At 70.8% G+C, this 19,564-nt stretch carries 18 protein-coding genes and 1 pseudogene; 7 read left to right on the top strand and 12 right to left on the bottom strand.

The features are described 5' to 3' along the window. Positions 1–74: 74 nt before the first annotated feature. Positions 75–671, bottom strand: a complete 597-nt coding sequence (locus ABZ622_RS23095) for an XRE family transcriptional regulator (RefSeq protein WP_360545991.1) — start codon at positions 669–671, stop codon at positions 75–77. 87 nt (positions 672–758) lie between these two features. Here ABZ622_RS23095 and ABZ622_RS23090 point away from each other — a divergent pair. The 3 genes and pseudogenes from ABZ622_RS23090 to ABZ622_RS23080 all read left to right on the top strand — a co-directional run bounded on the left by ABZ622_RS23090 (position 759) and on the right by ABZ622_RS23080 (position 2,452). Next, positions 759–1,386, top strand: a pseudogene (locus ABZ622_RS23090) (class I SAM-dependent methyltransferase). 44 nt (positions 1,387–1,430) lie between these two features. Further along, entirely contained in the window at positions 1,431–1,931 is a 501-nt protein-coding gene (locus tag ABZ622_RS23085) for a DinB family protein (protein WP_360545989.1), read from the top strand. Between the two features lie 65 nt (positions 1,932–1,996). Continuing rightward, a complete protein-coding gene (locus tag ABZ622_RS23080; RefSeq protein WP_360545987.1) occupies positions 1,997–2,452 on the top strand; it encodes an SRPBCC family protein in 456 nt (151 codons plus the stop codon). A 186-nt stretch (positions 2,453–2,638) separates the two neighbouring features. On the opposite strand, the gene ABZ622_RS23075 is transcribed toward ABZ622_RS23080, so the two are convergent. Next, complete coding sequence (locus ABZ622_RS23075; protein ID WP_360545985.1) at positions 2,639–3,877, bottom strand: cytochrome P450; 1,239 nt, start codon at positions 3,875–3,877, stop codon at positions 2,639–2,641. Further along, on the bottom strand, positions 3,874–5,226 hold the full coding sequence (locus ABZ622_RS23070; protein ID WP_360545983.1) for an aminotransferase class V-fold PLP-dependent enzyme: 1,353 nt from the start codon (positions 5,224–5,226) through the stop codon (positions 3,874–3,876). The genes ABZ622_RS23075 and ABZ622_RS23070 overlap by 4 nt, the downstream gene beginning before the upstream one ends. A 453-nt stretch (positions 5,227–5,679) precedes the next feature. On the opposite strand from ABZ622_RS23070, the gene ABZ622_RS23065 reads away from it, so the two are divergent. Continuing rightward, the gene (locus ABZ622_RS23065) at positions 5,680–6,258 is read left to right on the top strand and encodes a GNAT family protein (protein ID WP_360545981.1); all 579 of its coding nucleotides are present in this window, start codon (positions 5,680–5,682) and stop codon (positions 6,256–6,258) included. A gap of 175 nt (positions 6,259–6,433) precedes the next feature. On the opposite strand, the gene ABZ622_RS23060 is transcribed toward ABZ622_RS23065, so the two are convergent. The 8 genes from ABZ622_RS23060 to sbnA all read right to left on the bottom strand — a co-directional run bounded on the left by ABZ622_RS23060 (position 6,434) and on the right by sbnA (position 14,482). Continuing rightward, the gene (locus ABZ622_RS23060; RefSeq protein ID WP_360545979.1) at positions 6,434–7,609 is read right to left on the bottom strand and encodes an FAD-dependent monooxygenase; all 1,176 of its coding nucleotides are present in this window, start codon (positions 7,607–7,609) and stop codon (positions 6,434–6,436) included. Further along, complete coding sequence (locus tag ABZ622_RS23055) at positions 7,606–9,087, bottom strand: condensation domain-containing protein (protein WP_360545977.1); 1,482 nt, start codon at positions 9,085–9,087, stop codon at positions 7,606–7,608. Before ABZ622_RS23055 ends, ABZ622_RS23060 begins: the two co-directional genes overlap by 4 nt. After that, on the bottom strand, positions 9,084–9,800 hold the full coding sequence (locus ABZ622_RS23050; RefSeq protein ID WP_360545975.1) for a DsbA family protein: 717 nt from the start codon (positions 9,798–9,800) through the stop codon (positions 9,084–9,086). Before ABZ622_RS23050 ends, ABZ622_RS23055 begins: the two co-directional genes overlap by 4 nt. A gap of 35 nt (positions 9,801–9,835) precedes the next feature. Then, complete coding sequence (gene fabG, locus ABZ622_RS23045) at positions 9,836–10,579, bottom strand: 3-oxoacyl-ACP reductase FabG (protein ID WP_360545973.1); 744 nt, start codon at positions 10,577–10,579, stop codon at positions 9,836–9,838. Positions 10,580–10,641: 62 nt separating this feature from the next. Further along, the gene (locus ABZ622_RS23040) at positions 10,642–11,736 is read right to left on the bottom strand and encodes a beta-ketoacyl synthase N-terminal-like domain-containing protein (protein ID WP_360545971.1); all 1,095 of its coding nucleotides are present in this window, start codon (positions 11,734–11,736) and stop codon (positions 10,642–10,644) included. A gap of 35 nt (positions 11,737–11,771) precedes the next feature. Then, positions 11,772–13,064 carry a beta-ketoacyl-[acyl-carrier-protein] synthase family protein gene (locus tag ABZ622_RS23035; RefSeq protein ID WP_360545969.1) on the bottom strand — a complete coding sequence of 431 codons (1,293 nt, stop codon included), beginning with the start codon at positions 13,062–13,064 and terminating at the stop codon, positions 11,772–11,774. Next, complete coding sequence (locus ABZ622_RS23030) at positions 13,061–13,324, bottom strand: acyl carrier protein (protein WP_189544967.1); 264 nt, start codon at positions 13,322–13,324, stop codon at positions 13,061–13,063. The genes ABZ622_RS23035 and ABZ622_RS23030 overlap by 4 nt, the downstream gene beginning before the upstream one ends. A 108-nt stretch (positions 13,325–13,432) precedes the next feature. Next, positions 13,433–14,482: a 2,3-diaminopropionate biosynthesis protein SbnA gene (gene sbnA / locus ABZ622_RS23025; RefSeq protein ID WP_360545967.1), complete on the bottom strand. Its 1,050-nt coding sequence runs from the start codon at positions 14,480–14,482 to the stop codon at positions 13,433–13,435. A 212-nt stretch (positions 14,483–14,694) separates the two neighbouring features. Between sbnA and ABZ622_RS23020 the strand changes: the two genes are divergently transcribed. From ABZ622_RS23020 to ABZ622_RS23010, 3 genes are all read left to right on the top strand, one after another. Then, positions 14,695–16,308, top strand: a complete 1,614-nt coding sequence (locus tag ABZ622_RS23020) for a tryptophan halogenase family protein (protein ID WP_360545965.1) — start codon at positions 14,695–14,697, stop codon at positions 16,306–16,308. 85 nt (positions 16,309–16,393) lie between these two features. Continuing rightward, positions 16,394–16,930: a flavin reductase family protein gene (locus ABZ622_RS23015; RefSeq protein WP_360545963.1), complete on the top strand. Its 537-nt coding sequence runs from the start codon at positions 16,394–16,396 to the stop codon at positions 16,928–16,930. Then, entirely contained in the window at positions 16,917–18,305 is a 1,389-nt protein-coding gene (locus ABZ622_RS23010) for a cation:proton antiporter (protein ID WP_360545961.1), read from the top strand. The genes ABZ622_RS23015 and ABZ622_RS23010 overlap by 14 nt, the downstream gene beginning before the upstream one ends. Positions 18,306–18,396: 91 nt before the next feature. On the opposite strand, the gene trpD is transcribed toward ABZ622_RS23010, so the two are convergent. Next, the gene (trpD, locus tag ABZ622_RS23005; protein ID WP_360545959.1) at positions 18,397–19,500 is read right to left on the bottom strand and encodes an anthranilate phosphoribosyltransferase; all 1,104 of its coding nucleotides are present in this window, start codon (positions 19,498–19,500) and stop codon (positions 18,397–18,399) included. Positions 19,501–19,564: the final 64 nt, after the last annotated feature.

The following is a 19,564-nucleotide window of genomic DNA, read 5'->3' as shown; positions in this document are numbered from 1 at the left end:
CAACCCCCGCACCCCGCCACCCCGTTGGCAAGAAACACAACAGAACGGACACGACTCCGCAGGCCACGCCAAAGTCAAACCTTTAAATACAAGCTAAATTCACCAGTTGAGCCAGAGCCGCTTCTCATGAACGTAGCCAGGATGAGAAGCTCAACCACGCCGCCGTCGGCGCTGCCCAACCAGTGGGGCAGGGATGTGTCGAACTCGGCTGCCTCGCCGGGCGGCAGTGTCAGGTCGCGCTCGCCGATCACGAGCCGAAGGCGTCCGTTGAGCACGTAGAGCCATTCGAAGCCTTCGTGAGCCTGCGGGGTCGGTTCGAGTGGTTCCGGCGGGGCGGGGATGATCATCTTGAACGCGTGCACCCCGCCCGGTCGCCGAGACAGAGGCACGAACGTCATCCCGAACCGCCTGATCGGCTTGAGGTGTATTCGGGGGTCGCCAGTGCGCGGGGCACCGACGAGGTCGTCCAGCGGAACGTCATAAGTGCGGGCCAGCGGCAGCAGCAGTTCCAGGCTCGGCCGGCGCTGTCCGCTCTCCAGCCTGGACAGAGTGCTCTCCGACACGCCGGTTGTCGCCGCGAGGTCGGCAAGGGTGATGCCGCGGTTACGACGCAGCGCGCGAAGGCGCGGCCCTACCGCGTCGAGCACGTCGTCGTCCTTCTTGCGATCCATCAGGCCATCTTGCCGAAACCGCAAGTTTCCGTGCCAGGTCGTGGGGTGCCCAGCAAGACTGAATTCATACCGACACAAGGAGCCTTGATGAGCACCACTGGTGCGGTCGCGTTCTGGGACGGTGTCTACGCGGCCCGACCGGCAACCAGCGGCCCGCAGCCGAATGCTTGCCTCACCGAGATGGTGACAGGCCTGCCCGCCCGGTGACGCGTTGGACCTCGGATGCGGCGACGGCGGCGACGCGCTGTGGCTCGCCCGCCTGGGGTGGCACGTCACCGCCGTCGACATCTCGGCCGTGGCGGTCGAGCAGCTCGCAGCCCTCGCCCGCTTACACGACCTGGGCGACCGCGTCACCACCGTGCGGCACGACTTGCGCAAGTCTTTCCCACCCGGCGGATTCGACCTGGTCTGCGCCCACTACCTGCACACCCCCTTTGGCCTGGACCGGGCAACCGTGCTGCGCTCGGCCGCGCACGCACTGCGCCCAGGCGGGCGGCTGTTGGTCGTCGACCACGGCTCGGCCGCGCCATGGTCGTGGAATCGGGATCCCGACATCCGCTACCCGAGCCCGCAGGAAGTTGCCGCGGGAATCAACCTGGCCCCGCAGACATGGACGGTCGAGCGGGCCGACGCATCTGGCCGGACCGCGACCGGACCAGACGGGCACACCGCCGAGGTCACCAACCACGTCCTCCTCATCCGCCGCACCGCCTGACACGGCGGCCGACCCCCGCCGCCGACAAAGGAAGAGAGACCACGGTGCCCAGCACCACGCGCCGCAACCGCCGCCGCGACACTCCGCCGCCCCGGACCGGTAGCAACGAGACCGAGATCCTGCGCGGATTCCTCGACTACCTCCGGACCTCGATCGCCGCGAAGACCGACAGCGCCCCCGAACCGCAGGTGCGAACAGCCGCGGCGCCGTCCGGCACGAACCTGCTCGGCCTGCTCAACCACCTGACTTTCGTCGAGCGCTCGATGTTCCTCGGGGACGAAGTCACCGACTGGCAGGCGACGTTTCAAGCCGCACCGGCGGACAGCGTGGCCGATGTCGTCGCCCGCTACCGAGACGCGGTCAAGCGCGCGAACGACGTTCTCGACGGGTGCACCGATCTGGGCGCACCGGTTCCCCGGCCGCGGTCGGACCGCACCGCTCCCAGCATCCGCTGGGCACTCACCCACATGATCGAGGAGACCGCCCGACACGCAGGCCACGCGGACATCCTCCGCGAACTCATCGACGGCACGACCGGTCGCTGATACCGCGTCGACCGCGTCTTCTGGCCGGGGACGCCGCCCGCATCCACTCACAGGAGCCCTCCACCATGCACAAATACGACGTCAGAGCGACTACCTGCGCCTCGCCGGAAATCGTCTGGAAGCTGCTGGTCGATGCCGCAAGCTGGCCGCTGTGGTCCAAGGTGGACAGTCTGGATACGACACGGTCAGTCGACCTCGACCTCGACCCCGGCGGCGACGACGGCGTCGGCGCCGTCCGGGCTTTCCGGACGGGCCGCATCGTGACCGGGGAGCGAATAACTGAGAAGGTCGAGCGACGCCTCTTGGCCTACGAAGACGCGTTCAACTCGTCGATGTACAACTATCACGCGCGCATCGAGCTGAAGCCGATAGCGAGCTCAGACACGGTCATCCACTGGTGCGGCGAGTACGAGACGAGCTGGCTGTTGGGCTGGGTCATGCCGCGCTACCTCCAGAAGTTCATGCAGGGCACGGCGGAAGGGCTGGCCCGCTACGCCGAGGAGTGCAAGCCGGCTCAGTGATGCCTACGCCGCAGCGCGCGTTCAGCCTGGACCCGACCGAGCATCGCAGCGGATCACCCGGGAGTCTCGTGCACGGCCAGGACCGGGTTAGACACCTCGGTCCGCACACCGGAACGACCCCGACTTGATGGCGGCGGACCCGATCACCTCAGCTCCGAGCGGCGCATCTGCAGGCGCCGTTCCCTGTCAGTTCTCCGTCCACCTCACCCTGAGCGGGATTTCCTTCGCGCCGATCGTGTGCCGCGGGTCCTCGTACCTCACCGGTCCGCTCGGTGCGAAGTGGCTCCAGCGCCTCAGCAACCCCTTCAGCGCGATGGTCAGTTCAAGGCGGGCCAGTGGCGCGCCCAGGCAGTAGTGGATGCCCCGGCCCAGGGCGAGGTGGCGGTTCGGGGTGCGGCGGATGTCGAACGTACACGGGTCCGGGAACACGCGCGGATCCCGGTTGGCCGACGTCAGCCACAACAGGACGATGCTGTCCCGGGGCAGCATCTTGCCGTGCAGGACCACCTCCCGGGTCGTGCGCCGCGCTGCGGCCGGAAGCTGGCCGCGGTGGCGCATGACCTCCTCCACCGCGCTCGCCGTCAGCGACGGATCGGCCCGTAGGTCGGCCGCGGCCTGCGGATGCTCGTCCAGCAGGAGAACCGAACTGGTCAGCAGCATCGTCGTGGTGATGTGCCCGGCGACGAGCAGGAAGCCGCAGACTCCGAGGATCTCCTCGCCGCGCAGCCGCTGCCCGCTCTCGTCGACGGTGGCGAGCCTGCTGATGAGGTCGGGGCCCGGCCGGGCCCTGCGGCTGCGGATGACGTCCAGGAAGTATGCGTTCATCTCGGCGATCAGCGGATCGATGGAGCGCAGCATCTCCGCCGTCGCCACCAGGACCGGTGTGTCGTCCCTACCCTGGAAGAACAGTGCGTTGGACCACGTACGGAACCGTGCACGGTCCACGACCGGGATTTGTAGGATTTCCGCAATGACCGCCAAGGGCAGCGGATACGCGAACTGCTCGACGAAGTCGACGTCCCGCGCCTCGTCCATCGCGTCCAACAGTCCCTCGCTGATTCCGGCGATCCTCGGCGCCAGTTCCTGGATCATGCGGGGCGTGAAGACCTTGCTCACCAGTGAGCGCAGCCTGTCGTGGGCGGGTGGGTCAAAGCCCAGGAACGCGCCCTGCGCGACGGTCGAGAACGCGTCAGGCTGCTCGATCAGGTCGCGCATGTCGGAGGAGAAGGTCCGGTGGTCGGCCAGAGCTGTCGCCACGTCGTCGTACCGGAACACATGCCAGTTGCCCAGCTCCTGGTCGTCATGGACCGGCGCCGCCTCGCGCAGGAAGGTCCACCAGTCGAGCAGCGCCTCGTAGGTGGGGGCCTGGGCAGCCAGTCCGAGCACCTGCAGCTCGTGGAGGGGGCCCGGGGAGTTGCTGATCACCGGTCTCCTCCCGCGGTGATCCGCTCGAGCTCGTCGACCGCCCGGTCGATGTCTTCCGCGGTGTTGAGCACACCGGGCGCGAACCGGATGGCGCTGCTGCGGTAGGGAGTCTGTCCCGCCATTACACGCCGCCTCTCCAACCCGGCGACGATGTCCGCCGGATCGTGTCCCGCGACGTCGAAGCAGACCATTCCAGCGCGCAGTTGTGAGGACCGCGGGGTGCGGATGGCGACGCCCGGGACCTCCGCCAGCCGTAGTCGGCAGTACGCTGTGAGTTCCGCGATCCGGGTGGCGACCTCCGCGCGCCCCAGCGCCAGTTGGAACTGGAACGCCTCGTGCAGCGCCCAGCGGTGCTCGTACGCAGGGAAGCCGCCCGGTGAGCACATGCGGGCGGGCGGCGCTTCGCCGTCGGGGGTGCGTCCCAGGTACCAGGGCCAGAAGACCTCCACGTCGAAGGAGGTGATAACCGGAGCGACCCTCGACCAGCCCCGGTCGCTGCCCCAGACCACCCCGGTTCCCCGCGGTCCGAAGAGCCATTTGTGGCATCCGGCGACGAAGAAGTCGCAACCGAGCGCGGTGACGTCGAAGTCCTCGACGCCCAGTGCGTGCACGGCGTCGACGCAGAGCACGATCTGGCGGTGACTCGGCCGCGTGGCGTTCACCGCGGCGACCACTTCGCCGATGGCGGCCAGTGGCAGTTTCACGCCAGTGCCTGAGTGGACCCAGGTGACGACGAACAGACGGGTACGCTCACCGACTCCCCGTGCGACGGCGTCCACGATCCGGTCGGCGTCCGCGTCGGGCGCGTGCTCGTAGAGGGAGATACTCCGCCGTGTCGCCCCGCTGGCCGCCGCCTTGAATCGGAGGATCTCCATGGCTGCGTAGTGCTCGTGGTCGGTACTGAGGATCTCGTCGCCCGGCTCCAGGCGCATGCCGGCGCAGACGGCAGCGAGTCCTGCGGTGGTGCTCTCGGTGAGGGCCAGCGCATCGGGCCGTCCGCCCAGGTAGGCGGCGGCACTGTCGAGGACCTGGCGGACTTGGCCGTCGCGTTCGTGGAAGTGCAGCGCGGGGTTGCGGTCCAGGGCCCGCCGGTGGTGTTCGATGGCCTCTCTCACCGGTTTGGGGTGCGGGGCCAGCATGGAGAGCGCCAAGTGGACATAGTCCGGGTCGAGTTCGAACTGGCTGCGGGCCCACTTCCAGCGCTCGGCGTCGAGCGGACGCTCGTCCGCGGCGGAGGGGGGAATCGGCGTGGTGGGAGGAATCGGCGTGGTGGGAGGAATCGGCTGGATGGTGATGGTCTGCCTCCTCGGTCGGGCGGTCTCTGGGGCACATACGGTGCGGGTGAGCACGTCAGGGAAGGGATGCCGGGGTTCAGGGGGCGGCGCGGACACAGCCGCGCGAGCGCCCCGGCGGCACCGGTGCCCGCGCCGCGTTCACTACTCCGGCCGTACGAGATGCCCGGCGCGACCGGTCCTGGCTTCACCATCCATGTGCACAGGCTGCCTTGCTCGCTGCGTGCAGCGGCCGGCCGACGCCGTACCCGCGCGAGCGGAAGTACTGATCTCCCGCTCGTGGTCGCATCGCGTCGGCCGGCCACGAGCGGGCCCGTTCCCCGTGCCCACCGGAAGGGTCCTACCAACGCGGCCGAGGTCCTGTGTCACTGGCTCTGCTCCCTGCTCCCTGCACCCCGCTACCCCACCCATGACGATGAGCGGACACGTCCGCCGGCCCGCCGGGAAATCCCGTTGCGAGTGACCCGCCCCGGATGTCTCATTGATCGGCCACCGATCAGGAGAGGGAACATGACGACGTCACTGCCCGCCCCCTCGTTGCACACCGCTCGCCTCCGACTGCGTGCCTTCGAAGCCGCGGATGCGAACGACCTCTTCGCACTGCACAGCAACGCCTACGTGATGCGCTACTGGGACGCGCCACCGTGGAGCGAACGCGTGCGCGCCGAGAAGTTCATCACGGCTTGCCGGCAGATGGCGCAGGAGGGCTCCGGGACGCGGCTGGCCGTGGATCGTGTCTCCGACGGAGCGTTCATCGGCTGGTGCACCCTGAACACGTGGAATCCGGACTACCGCAGCGCGTCGCTCGGCTACTGCTTCGGCGAGGCGGCGTGGGGCCGCGGCTACGCGACCGAGGCCGCGCGGGCTCTGCTGCGGTGGGCATTCGACACGCTGGACCTGAATCGAGTCCAGGCCGAGGCCGATACGCGCAACGTGGCTTCTGCCCGCGTGCTGGAGAAGCTCGGCTTCGTGCGTGAAGGGACGCTGCGGGAAGACTGCGTCGTCAACGGTGAGGTCTCTGACTCGTGGGTCTACGGGCTGATCAGGCGGGAGTGGCAGCCGTCGTCCGAGCCGGTTCCCGCCCACTGAGTTCCGTCGCGAAGGGGAACGGGGCGTCGAGCCGGGTGACCTCGCCGGTCAGGGCGGCCGCCGGTTCGGCGTACCGTCCGTTCTCGTCGTCCTGTTTCGACGGGACGCCCGGGGCCCCTGGCGCGGGGAGAGCGCCAGGGGCCCCTGTTCGGTGGGCCGGCGTCCCGGCCGTGGGTCAGGCCGCCTGGGGAAGACGGTCCCGTGTCCCGCCCAGGGCCGCCTCGACGTCGTGGTCGAGGACCCAGTCGACGCTCTCGGCGTCGATGCGGCGGTTCGCCTCGGCGTCCTTCGGCTGCTGTCCGGTACGGGAGCCGAGCTGCACACGGGTGGTGTGCGGTCGGCGCGCCTCCTCGTAGCGGCGCAGTGCGGCGGCGATGCCGTCCGCGCCGGGCGCCGCCCCTTCGAGGCAGACGGCGAGCGCCACGGCGTCCTCCACCGCCTGGTTGGCGCCCTGTCCGTGGTGCGGGAGCATCGGGTGGGCCGCGTCGCCGAGCAGGGTGGTGCGGGCGGTGCTCCACCGCGTCAGCGGCTCGCGGTCGTACAGCGCCCAGCGGCGCACCTCGCCCGCCGCGTCGGCGAGCGCGCGTACGGCCGGGTCCCAGCCCGTCAGGACGGCGTCCAGGTCGGTGCGGTCGCCCGCGCTGGTCCACGACTCGGCGGCGCCCTCGGCGGCCGGGGTCACCACGACGTAGGTGAACTGCCTGCCCCCGGCGACCGGGTAGAGCAGGACGCGCGCGGTGGGGCCCGCGTACATGTACATCAGCGCGGGGTCCAGGTCCGGCAGGTCGGCGGCGTCGACCACACCGCGCAGGGCGCTGTTGCCGGAGTAGACCGGGGCGTCGGCGCCCGCGACCGCGCGCCGGACCGCCGAGTGCACCCCGTCCGCGCCGATCAGCACGTCGGCGTGGGCGTCGGTGCCGTCCGCGAAGTGCAGGACGACCCCGTACACGGTCTCCTCGAACCGGACGAGCTCCTTGCCGGTGTGCACCCGCTCGGCGGGCACCCGCGAGGACAGCATCCGGTGCAGGTCACCGCGGTGCACGGTGTAGTACGGGGCGCGGAACCGCTGCTGCCATGCCTCGCCCATCTCCTGGCGGGCCACGGTGGCGCCGTTGTGGAAGGCCCGTACCTCCAGGGCCTCGGGGCGCACCGCGCACCGCTCCAGCTCCGGCCCGAGGCCGAGGCGTTGGAGCAGTCGGGTGCCGTTGGGGCCGAGGTGCATGCCGACGCCCTGCTCGCGCAGCTCCTCCCCCCGCTCGTAGACCTGGACGTCCAGGCCCCGGTGGTGCAGTGCGGCGGCGGCCGTCAGACCGCCGAGTCCCGCGCCCACGATCGCGATGCGCATGGTCATCGGTGTTCCCAGGAGTTCTCGAAGGATTCGAAGTCGTCGAAGTCGGAGAAGTCCGCGAAATCGGCGGCGTCGTCGAATGAGGTGGTGCCGAGGGCGAGCAGCGCGGCCGTCTCGTCCTGTCCGGCCAGTTCCACGTCGGCGATCCGGGTGCCCGGGTCGGCGACGGCCGCGGCGAGCATCCGCTCGTAGCCGTCCGCGAACCGCTCGACCGTGGCCCGGTCGAGCAGGTCGGTGTCGTACGAGAAGACGGCGGTGACACCGTCGGGGGTCTGCTCGATGCGCAGCAGCAGGTCCAGCTGGCCCTCCTGCTGGGGTACGTCGATCAGGGCGATGTCCAGCCCCTTGTACGCGACGGACGGGCCGATGACCTGCCCAGGCGGGACGTTGGGCACCGGCGGGTCCATCCGGTCCATCTGGACCAGGAACAGCGCGGTGCGGAAGACGGTGGCCTGCGGGAAGGCCAGGGCGCAGGGGTAGCGGACGTTGACCATGCCCCGCATCACCCGCTCGCCGGCCAGCGCGGCGGTGCTCCGGAAGGTGCTGGTGGCGTCGAACTCGGCCCGTACCGGCATGGTGTTGAGGAAGCAGCCGATCACGTCCCGCTGCGCCTTGCCCATCCGGCTGGTCGCGGGCACCCCGAGGACGAACTCCTCCTGGCCGGTCCAGCGGTGGGTGAGTGCCTGGAAGACGCCGAGCAGATACGCGAACGGGGTGACACCCGCGTCGTCGGCCGCCGCGTCGAGCCCCCGGGCGCAGGCCGGGGCGAGCACGCGGACCACGGTGCCGCCCCGGAGCGAGCGCACGACGGGTCGCGGCCGGTCCAGCGGAAGCTCCGCAGCGGGTGCCCCGGCGACCGACTTGCGCCACCGGTCCGCGCCGCGCCGCCCCGCCTCGGAGGCGATGTGGCGCAGTTCCTCGGCGGCGTGGTCGGTGTATGAGCCGGGGATGGGCCGCCAGGCCGGCGCGGTGCCGGTGGAGATGCCCGCGTAGGCGTCGAGCAGGTCGCGGACGAGCAGCCAGCGCGAGGTGAAGTCGCTGACGATGTGGTGGGCGGCGGTCACCAGCGCCCACTCGTCGTCGGAGCGGCGCAGCAGGACGACCCGGAAGGCGCCGGATTCCAGGCGGAAGGGGCGGGCGCCCGCTTCCTCCGCGGCCCGTCGCAGGCCCTCCTCGTCGATGGCGTCGAGGTCCCTGAACTCCATGCGGACCAGGGCCCGTTCGGCGGCCGTACGGACCGGGGTGCCGTCCTGCTCGGTGAAGACGGAGCGCAGCAGCTCCTGCCGGTCGCCGACGGCGGTGACCGCCGCGGCCATGGCGGCCGGGTCGACGGGTCCGCGCAGCAGCAGCGGCATCACGATGTTGTAGGAGGCGCTCCGGGGTGCGACGCGGTACGCGGTCCACATCGCTTCCTGGATGGCGGTCAGCGGCAGGGTTCCCTCGGCCGTGGCGCGCTCTTCGGTGCCGGTCACGGTGCTCATCCGCAGCCTCCCGCGTGGCTCATGTCGGTGGTGCGGCCGGCGGCGGGGACGGCGGGCGGCTCGGCGGCGGTGGACGCGGGAGTGGTGGCGGGGGCGAAGGACGCGGCGAAGTCGGTGACGCGGTCCAGGCCCCAGTACGGCTCGCTGCCGTTGATGAAGTACGGCACGCCGAAGACGCCGTCGCGGTGCACGTCGAGCAGCGCCCGTACGCCCTGTCCGCGCACCAGCGGGTGGTGGGGGGCCTGGTCGACCTCCGCGCCGTCCAGGCCGATCTCCTCGGCCAGTTCGCGCACCACGTCCGGGTCGCAGATGTCGCGCCCCTCCAGCCAGCGGGCCCGTCCGGCGCGCTCGGCCCAGGTGCGGCCGAGCCCCTCGCGCTCGGCGAGGAACCAGGTCAGGTGGGCCGGCTCCCACCAGGGCTTGCGGTCCACCGGCCAGGTCAACGCCAGGCCGCGGTCGGCGGCGAGCCTGCGCACGTCGCGCAGGATGTAGAACTGCTTGGCCCGGGACATCGGATGGAACGGGAACTCGGCGCCGGGCGAGGTCTCGGCGAGCAGCTTCTCGCTGGTCGGGTCCGGCTCCCAGAACGGGCGCCACTCGACCCGGTCGAGCAGCTCCGGGTGGTCGCGCTCCAGGTCGGCGAGGGCGAAGAAGTTGTAGGGGCTGCGCAGGTTGAAGTAGAACCGGGGCGGCTTGGTGGTGCGGGCGGTCATGGCGAACTCCTTGGGATGACGGGAGGACCGGGGTGTCAGACGACCAGGCCGCCGTCGATGGAGAAGACCTGTCCGGTGATGTAGGAGGCGCGGTCGGAGGCGAGGAACGCCACCAGCTCGGCGACCTCCTCGGGCTCCCCGAACCGGCCGAGCGGGATGCTCCTGGTCATGTCCTTGGCGTACTTCTCGGAGAGTCCGCCGGTCATGTCGGTACGGATGAAGCCGGGGGCCACGGTGTTGGCGCGCAGCCCGGCCCGGCCGCCCTCCTTGGCGAGGGCCCTGGTGAAGCCGATGATCCCGGCCTTGGAGGCCGAGTAGTTGGTCTGGCCGGCCTGCCCCTGGGCCGCGACCGAGGAGAGGGTGATCACGGTGCCCCGGCGGCGCTTCATCATCGGGAAGACGAGCGCCCTGGCGAAGTTGTACGTGCCGTCGAGGTTGGTGCGCACCACGGCGTCCCAGTCGTCGTCGGCGAGCGTGGCCAGGTTGCTGTCCCGGACGATCCCGGCGGCGGTGACGAGGGTGTCGACCGGGCCGAGGGTGTCCTCGGTCTCGGCGACGAAGGCGCGCACCGCGTCCCGGTCGGTGACGTCGACGCGGCCGGTCAGCGTCCGGGCCCCGTGCTCCCGGGCCGCCTTCGCGGCGAGCTCGGCCGCTTCCGCCCGGGACTGGTAGCACAGGGCCACGTCGTATCCGTCGCGGGCCAGGACCTCCACGACGGACCGCCCGATGCCGCGCGATCCACCGGTGACGAGGGCTACCGGCCTGGAAGTGTCGGACATGGTGCGTGGCCTTTCTGCGAGTGCTGCGCGGGAAGTCGGGAACTTGCGAAGGGCTCGGCGGCTCAGCCGAGGCGGAGCAGGGCCGCGCCGACGGTGCCGTCCCGGTCGACCGCGGTGACCAGGGCGAGCCGGTCCGCCAGTTCCGGGCGGGCGGCCGACTCGGCGAGTACGGCGGCGAGTTGGAAGGCCGCGCCGGCCGCGGTGGCGTCGCCGATGAGGGGGCGGACCGCGAGGCGAGGCGCGGCGAGGCCGTCCAGGGCCGCCGTCTCCTCCTTGCCGAAGACGCCTGGCGGAGTGCCGGGGGCGATGAGCGCGATGTCGTCGGCGGTGGCCCCGGCGGCGGCCAGGACCTCGTCGACGCAGTTCCTCAGCACGACGGAGGCGCGGCCCGTGTCCCGGAAGGCCCGGAATCGGCAGCCGAGCACGGTGGCGAGGGCGGTGCGTCCGCTGTCGCGGGCCGCCGCCCCGCTCTCCAGGAGGAACAGCGCCGCGCCCTCGCCGAGCGGTTCGGCGTCGCTGCCGCCGTGGTCGGCGACCTGCTCCAGCCGGGCGCGCTGCACCGAGAACTCCTCGGCGGCGCCCGCCAGGAGTGCGGTGGCGTGGCCGCCGCGCAGCAGCCGGGAGGCGTAGTTGAGGGCGAGCAGGCCGGTGGCGGCGCCGCCGGAGACGGTGACGTTGGGGCCCTTGAGCGTGTGCCGGATGGCGCTCTGCCCGGTGGGGCAGTTCATCACGGTGTTGGGGAACCTGGCGGGGTCGACCAGGTAGGGCGCCCTGCCGGTGAGCGCGTCCCGGGTGAAGTCCATGATCGACTGGACGCTTCCGGAGGTGCCGAGCACCAGGCCGGTGCTCTCGGGGTCGGCGGCGAGGCCGGCCCCGTACTCCTCCAGGAGCATGCCCACGGTGGTGGCGGCGATGGCGGTGACCCGGTCCATGGAGCGGGTGCCCTTGCGGCCGAGGACGGCCTTGATGTCGAAGCCGGGTATGAGCCCGGCCTCTCCGTAGGGCACCGGCCACTGCTCGCTGTCCAGGGCGGCGACGGCGCGCCGTCCCTCGCGCAGTCCGGCCGTGAACCCGTCCCGGCCCAGCCCGTACGGGGAGGACACAGCCCAGCCCGAAACGACCAGGTCCTGCGCGGTGGTGACCGCGTCGGCTGACATGCCGTTCAACTCCTCTCAGGCCGCGTCGGGCCGGTTCAGGCCGCCGCTGCGGCGTCGGCGGGCAGGGTCTCGGCCGCGTTCTCGTCCCAGTGGCCGAGCATCAGCACGGCGTTGTTCCCGCCGAAGGCGAGGCCGTTGTTCTGCACGACCCGCAGCCGGGCCTCGACCGCCTCGTTGGGTACGCAGTCGACCGCGCACTCGGGGTCGGTGGTGCGGTGGTTGATGGTGGGCGGGATGAAGCCCTCCCGCAGGGCCAGGGAGCAGGCCGCGGCGGCCAGCGCGCTCGCGGCGCCCATGGTGTGGCCGATCATCGACTTGATCGACACGGTGCGCGGCAGTTCGTCGCCGAAGACCTGCCGGATCGCGCCGACCTCGGTGACGTCGTTGGCCTTGGTGCCGGTGCCGTGTGCCGAGATGAAGTCCACGTCGGACGCCTCGATGCCGGCGTTGCGGTGGGCGGCGGTGATGCAGCGTGCGATGGAGTCCCGGTCGGGTGCGACCGGATGGCTCGCGTCGCAGGACAGCCCGTATCCGAGAACCTCCGCGTAGATGCGGGCGCCGCGCCCCAGCGCGGACTCCAGGGACTCCATCAGGAGGATCCCGGCGCCCTCACCGGTCAGGATGCCCTGCCGGTCGGCGTCGAAGGGGCGGCACACGTCGGGGGCGATGGTGCCGAGCCGGTAGAACCCGGTGAACGTCTTGCGGCACAGCGCGTCGGCCCCGCCGCAGAGCGCCATCTCGACGTCACCGGAGCTGATCGCGTCGTAGCCGGAGCCGACCGCGTAGTTGCCGGCCGCGCAGGCGGTGGGGACGGTGACCGTCTCCACGTCCTCCAGGCCGAGTTCGCGGACGATGCCGGCGGAGAGCCGGCCGGGCCACACCCGGCGGGCGACGGTGGCGTCGAGCCGGTCCTCGCCCTCGGTGACCTGAAGGCCGATCAGGTGGTCCAGGTCGCGGGACTCGCCGTCGGTGGTGCCGACCGAGACCAGGGTGCGCCTGGCCCGTACGTCGTCCTCGGTGAGTCCCGCGTCCGCGACCGCCATCCGGCTGCCGGCCACCGCGAACTGCGCGGCCCGGCCGAGCTCGTCGGCCGCCATGTCGCGCAGCCACTCCTCGGGGTCGAAATCGGTGATCTCGCAGGCGTTGGAGTACGCGAATCCGGTGGTGTCGAAGGCGCCGATCGGTTTGGCGCCGCTGCGTCCGGCCCGCAGGCCGTCGGCGAAGGCGTCCACCCCGGTGCCGATGCTGGTCACCACGCCGAGCCCGGTGATCACCACCCGGTGCCGGGGGGCCGTGCGCGGCGCCGTGCCGCCCGTCGCCCCGCTCACTTTCCCTCGGCCTCCGCGACCACGGCGTACACGCCCGCCAGGTTGACCATGCGGCTGAGCTCGGCCTGCTCCAGGACGAGACCGAAGTTGCGCTCCATGGAGGCGAGGATCTCGATGGTGCGCAGGGAGTCGGCGTCGTGCTCCTCCTTGAAGAGGCTGGTGTCGGTGACCTCGTCGAGTTCGAGTTCGAGGATGTCGCAGACGATCTCCTTGATCTCGGCCTTGCGCTCGGTGCTGAGGTCGGCGATCTGGGTGGTCATGTGGTGCCTCCGGGTCTCGGTTCGGGATTTCTCGGGTCTCTGGTGCTGTTCGCTGGAACTGCACGCTGGAACTTTTCGCTGGTGAGGAAATCCTGCGGTGACGCGCTATTACTGGGCTATATCGGCCAGTTGGCCCACGAACCCGGCGTCCGACGGCCCGTCCCACAGGTGGGCGACGTCCCCGAAGTGCCGCTGCACCCAGGTGTCGTCGTAGATCGTGTCGAGATAGCGGTCACCGCCGTCGGGCAGCACGATCACCACGTTGGAGCCGGGCGGTATGCCGGAAGCGAGCCGGGTCAGGGCCGCGACGACCGCGCCCGACGAGCCGCCGGCCAGGATCGCCTCGCGGCGCACCAGGGTGCGGCAGCCCACCACGCAGTCCAGGTCGCCGACGTGCACCACCCGGTCGGCGTCGGCCCGCCGCAGCAGCTTGGGCGCGACGGACGCGCCGTGGCCGGGCACCAGGCGGGCGCAGTCGACGGGTGAGTCGAACAGCACGCTGCCCAGCGCGTCGACCGCGTTGACGGTGGTGCCGAGGCCGTGCCGGCGGATGTACTCGGCGCAGCCGCCGAGCGTGCCGCTGGTGCCGGCGGCCACGACGAGCTGGTCGACCTTGCCGTCGAGGGCTTCGGCGATCTCCCCCATCGTGGTCTCGTGGGCCCGCCGGTTGAGCGGGTTGGCGTACTGGTCGGGCCAGTAGGCGTCGGGGGTGGTGGCCACGAGTTCGGCGACCCGGTGCAGCCGGGCGGACAGCAGTTCCCCGGTGGCCGGATCGGGCTCGCCGATGATCTCGACCTCGGCCCCGTAGGCCCGCAGGATCGCGATGTTCTGCCGGGTGGTGCGGGTGTCCACCACACAGACGAGCCGCAGGCCGTAGTAGCCGCAGATCTGTGCGAGCCCGATCGCGAGGTTCCCCGAGCTGGACTCGATGACCGTAGAGCGGCCCGGGACGAGCTCCCCGGACCGGATCTTCGTGGCCACCATGTTCAGCGCCGAGCGGTCCTTGACGCTACCGCCGGGGTTGAAACGCTCCACCTTGGCGAACACCCGCGAGGTGAACCCCGGCATCAACCGTTCGAGCTCTACGAGCGGGGTTCCTCCCACAGTGGAAAGGATGCCTTTCAGCCCCGTCTCCGGCTCCCGTTCTGTGCTCGCCATGTGATGCGGCCATCCTCTGCTGGGAGATACGAGTGTGGAATCAACAGGCCCCAGGCTGCGCCCGCGCGCTATACGCCCTCCATAAATCCCGAAGCCCAGCGATCTCATTCGGCCTTTTCCGCCGGGTTATAGAAGTGCCGTAGAGCTGCTGCCGATTCTGGCCATCTCCACAGTTCCGACACCGCAACTTCGGCCAGAAGAGGGAATTCGATATGACGGGCATCTTCTCCGCAACAGACAACGCCATCAAGAAGGTCGTGATCCTCGGCGGCGGTACGGCCGGCTGGATGACCGCCGCCTATCTCGGCAAGGCCCTCCACAGCACGGTCGACGTCACGGTCCTGGAGGCGCCGAGCATTCCACGCATAGGTGTGGGCGAGGCCACCGTGCCCAATCTGCACCGTGTTCTCTTCGACTTCCTCGGAATCGAGGAGGAGGAGTGGATGCGCGAGTGCAACGCCAGTTACAAGATGGCGGTCCGCTTCATCAACTGGCGTACTCCGGGCAAGGGCCAGAGCGGTCCGCGTGAGCTCGACAAGGGCGGTCCGGACCACTTTTACCACCCGTTCGGCATCAGCCCGGAGCACGACAACATTCCGATGTCGCACTACTGGTTCAAGAACAAGTTCGAAGGGAAGACGGACGAACCGTACGACTACGCCTGCTTCCGCGAGGCGCCGCTGATGGACGCCAAGAAGTCGCCGCGGCACCTGGACGGCACCTCTCCCACCCGGTACGCGTGGCACTTCGACGCGGCGCTCGTCGCGGACTTCCTGCGCCGGTTCGCCACCGAGAAGCAGGGCGTGAACCACATCCAGGACGAGATGACGCGGGTCGAGAAGGACGAGCGGGGCTTCGTCAAGGCCCTGCACACCAAGGAGGGCCGGGTCCTGGACGCGGACCTGTTCGTGGACTGCTCCGGCTTCCGCAGCCTGCTGATGAACCAGGCGATGGAGGAGCCCTTCGTCGACATGAGCGACCAGCTGCTGTGCGACCGCGCGGTCGCCACGGCCGTGCCGCACGACGACGAGGCCAACGGCGTGGAGCCGTACACCTCGGCGATCGCGATGTCCTCCGGGTGGACCTGGAAGATACCGATGCCGGGCCGCTTCGGCACCGGCTACGTCTACTCCAGCCGCTTCACCACGCAGGAGGAGGCCACCGCCGAGTTCTGCGAGCTGTGGGGCCTGGACCCGGAGACCACCGAGTTCAACCACGTGAAGTTCCGGGTCGGCCGCAACCGCCGCGCCTGGGTGAAGAACGTCATCGGTATCGGCCTTTCCAGCGCCTTCCTGGAGCCGCTGGAGTCCACCGGTATCTACTTCATCACCGCCGCGGCCTACCAGCTGGCCAAGCACTTCCCGGACAAGACGTTCAACCAGGCCCTGGTCGACAACTTCAACAAGGAAATCGAGGTGATGTTCGACGACACCCGCGATTTCATCCAGACGCACTTCTACTTCGCGCCGCGCACCGACTCGCCCTTCTGGCGAGCCAACAAGGAACTGAAACTCCCGGCCAGCATCCGCGAGAAGATCGACGCGTACAAGGCGGGGCTTCCGGTCAATCCTGCGGCCACCGACGACACCACGTACTACGGGAACTTCGAGGCCGAATTCCGTAACTTCTGGACCAACGAGCGCTATTACTGCATCTTCGCCGGACTCGGTCTGGAGCCGGACGCCCCACTGCCGATCCTTTACCACAAGCCGGAGTCCGTGGCCGCCGCGCAGGCCATGTTCACCCAGGTCAAGAAGGAGCAGCAGGAACTCCTCAACTCCCTGCCGAGCACCCACGAGGGGCTCCGCCGGCTGCACGGCAAGTAGTCGTGCCGCACCGCGTCGCCCGGCAGCCGGGCTCCTCTCCGGCCGGCTGCCGGGCGCGCGGCACACGTCTTCGACAGGAGAAACCATGACCGACCGGCCCGTTCCGGAAGCCGACATACGCCCGCTGATGGGCAGTTTCCCCTCCGGCGTCTCCGTGGTGACGACGCTGGACGCCGACGGCACGCCCCGCGGGATGACCTGCAGCTCGCTGGCGAGCGTTGCGCTCTCCCCGCCGACGCTCGTGATCTGCCTGCGCACGGCGAGCCCCACCACCGAATCCGTGCTGTCCAGTGGGCAGTTGGCGCTCAATCTGCTACACGAGGGGGCGCACGCCACCTCCGACCTCTTCGCCTCCGGCAACCCCGACCGGTTCACGCTGAGCGAGTGGCGGCTGCCGCTGGGGGCGGGCGGCCCGCATCTGACGGCGGCGGCGCACGCCATCGCCGACTGCGCGGTGGTCGGTACGCGGGAGGTCGGGGACCACACCACGGTCTTCGCTCAGGTACGGCGGTTCACCGCCGACGAGTCCGCCCAGCCGCTGCTGTACGGGCGGCGCCGCTACGCACGCTGGTCGGACGCCACGGCGACCGCCAGGGAAGGAGCCGGCCGTGTCGGCACGTGACCCCCTGCCCGATCTCCTGATCGCCATCCCGGTGGTCATCCTGGTGTGCCAGGCGGGCGCCCAGCTGTTCCGCAGGCTCGGCCAGCCGCCGGTCATCGGTGAGATCACCCTCGGCATCATGCTGGGGCCGTCGCTGCTGGGCTGGATCTCGCCCGCGGCGCAGGCCTGGCTGTTCCCCGATTCGGTGCTGCCGTTCATCGGCGCCTTCGGCAACATCGGCCTGCTGGCCTTCATGTTCCTGATCGGCCTCGAACTGGATCTCGGCACATTGCGCGGCCATCGCGGGACCGCGGTCGCGGTCAGTCAGGCGAGCATCGCCCTGCCGTTGGTCCTGGGCTCGCTGCTGGCCCTCGCGATGTTCGGCTCGTTCGCGCCGCCGGGCGTGGGCAGGTTGCCGTTCGTGCTGTTCATCGCCGTGTCGATGAGCATCACCGCGTTCCCCGTGCTGGCCCGGGTCCTCACCGACCGAGGTCTGGTCGGTACCCGGATCGGCTCACTGGCCATGGCGTGCGCGGCGGTCGACGACGTGACCGCCTGGTGCCTGCTGGCGGCGGTGGTCGCGGTGTCGACGAGCGGTTCGCCGGCCGAGGCGCTGACGACGGCGGCGCTCGCCGCGGTCTTCCTCGCCGCCATGGCCTATGTGCTGCGTCCGCTGCTCGCCCGCTGGTCGCGGCGGGCCGAGCGGACCGTGGACGGTGTGGTCCTCGTCGTCCTCTTCAGCGGCCTGTGCCTCTCCGCACTGGCCACCGACCGGATCGGCGTGCACGCCCTGTTCGGCGCCTTTGTCTTCGGCCTGGTCACTCCGCGGGGATCCATGGTCGTCGAACGCTGCACGGCGCGGCTGCGGGCGTTCTCGGTCCCGGTGCTGCTGCCGCTGTTCTTCGTCTCCACCGGGCTGCACACCGATGTCTCGCTGCTGGCCGGCGACCCGGTCCAGTGGCTGTGGGCGCTGGCGGTGCTCGCCGTCGCGATGCTCGGCAAGTGGGGCGGGAGCACGGCCGGGGCCCGGCTCGCGGGTCAGTCCTGGCGCGACTCCCTGGCGATCGGGGCGCTGATGAACTGCCGGGGCCTGACCGAGCTGGTGGTGCTGAACCTGGGGCTCGAACTCGGTGTGATCGGGCCCGATCTGTTCACCATGCTGGTGCTGATGGCGCTGATCACCACGGGGCTCACGTCGCCGGCCCTCTCCTGGATCCGGCGCGAGAAGTTCCGCGGGTCCGCGCGGACGGCGTCCGTGCCACCGGCCCTCGACGGCGCGAAGCCGGCCGCGGCCGGCGGAGCGAACCCGGAACGGGAGCAGGAACGGAACCAAGATCGGGACCAGGAGCGGGACCAGGAGCGGGACCAGGCTCTGGAGCCCACCACTGCCCGGTGACCGCGCGGACGCGCCATGGCCGTACCCACCGGTCTCCCGGGAGGTACCTCCATGGCGCCGTCCACGATCCGCGCCCGTCCCCCGTACCCGGTCACGCCGCCGTCGCGACCCGGGCGGCCGGGGCTTCGACGACCGGGGCACACGGGGCCGAGGTGGCCCGTACCCACCGTTCGAGGGTGTCGGCCGCGGCGCCGGAGTCGATCGCCCGGCCCGCCGCTTCCACCGCCCAGCCCAGGCGTTCGGTGACGGTACGGCCCCCGGTCGGTTCGCCCGCCACGAGCGCGGCGCCCGCGGAGAGCAGCACCGCGTCCCGCACCGGTCCGCGCTCGCCGTCGAGGACCCGCCGGGCGACGGCCGCGTTGTACGCGGCGTCCTCCCCGCGCAGTGCCTCCGTCGGTGCGAGCGCGATCCCCAGGTCGCGCGGGTCGAACCGCTCCTGCCGGATATCGCCGTCGTCCACGGTCAGCACGGTGGACGTGGTGGTGACGGTGAGCTCGTCGAGCCCGTCGTCGCCCCGGAAGACCAGGCCCCGGCCGCCGGCCCGGGCCAGTGCGCCGGCGATCAGCGGCAGCAGCCGGGCGTCGGCGACCCCGACCGCCTGGGCGGTGGGTGCCGCCGGATTGGTCAGCGGGCCCAGCGCGTTGAAGACGGTCGGGATGCCGAGCTGTTTGCGCGGCCCCGCCGCGTGGCGCATCGCCGGGTGGAAGTCCGGCGCGAAGCAGAAGGTGATGCCCGCCTCGTCGACCACGGCGGCGATCCGCTCGGGCGGCAGCCGCAGGGTGACGCCCAGTGCTTCCAGTACGTCGGCGGAGCCGGAGGCCGAACTCGCCGCACGGTTGCCGTGCTTGACGACCCGTACCCCCGCTCCCGCCGCGACGATCGCGGACATCGTGGAGATGTTGACCGTGTGTGCCCCGTCGCCCCCGGTGCCCACCACGTCGACGGTCCTCCCCGGCACGTCGATGTGTACGGCATGGGCCAGCATCCCGTGCACGAGCCCTTCGAGCTCGCCCACGGTCTCGCCCTTGGCCCGCAGGGCCACCAGGAAGCCGGCGATCTGTGCGTCGGTCGCACGGCCCCGCATCACCTGGTCCATCACCCAGGCGGTGTCGACGGCGGTCAGATCCCGGCCGTCGAGCACCTGCCCCAGCAACGGGGGCCAGGAGCGGTCCTGTTCGGGTGTCGTGGCGCTCACTGGTCTTCTCCTTCTTCGGGTCAGGCGCTCGGCGCCGGGTGCCACGGGTCGTCCAGCGTCGGTC

This window comes from Streptomyces sp. NPDC007164 (assembly GCF_040634135.1).
Classification (GTDB): domain Bacteria; phylum Actinomycetota; class Actinomycetes; order Streptomycetales; family Streptomycetaceae; genus Streptomyces; species Streptomyces sanglieri.
This window is presented reverse-complemented; position numbering and strand designations above follow the sequence as displayed.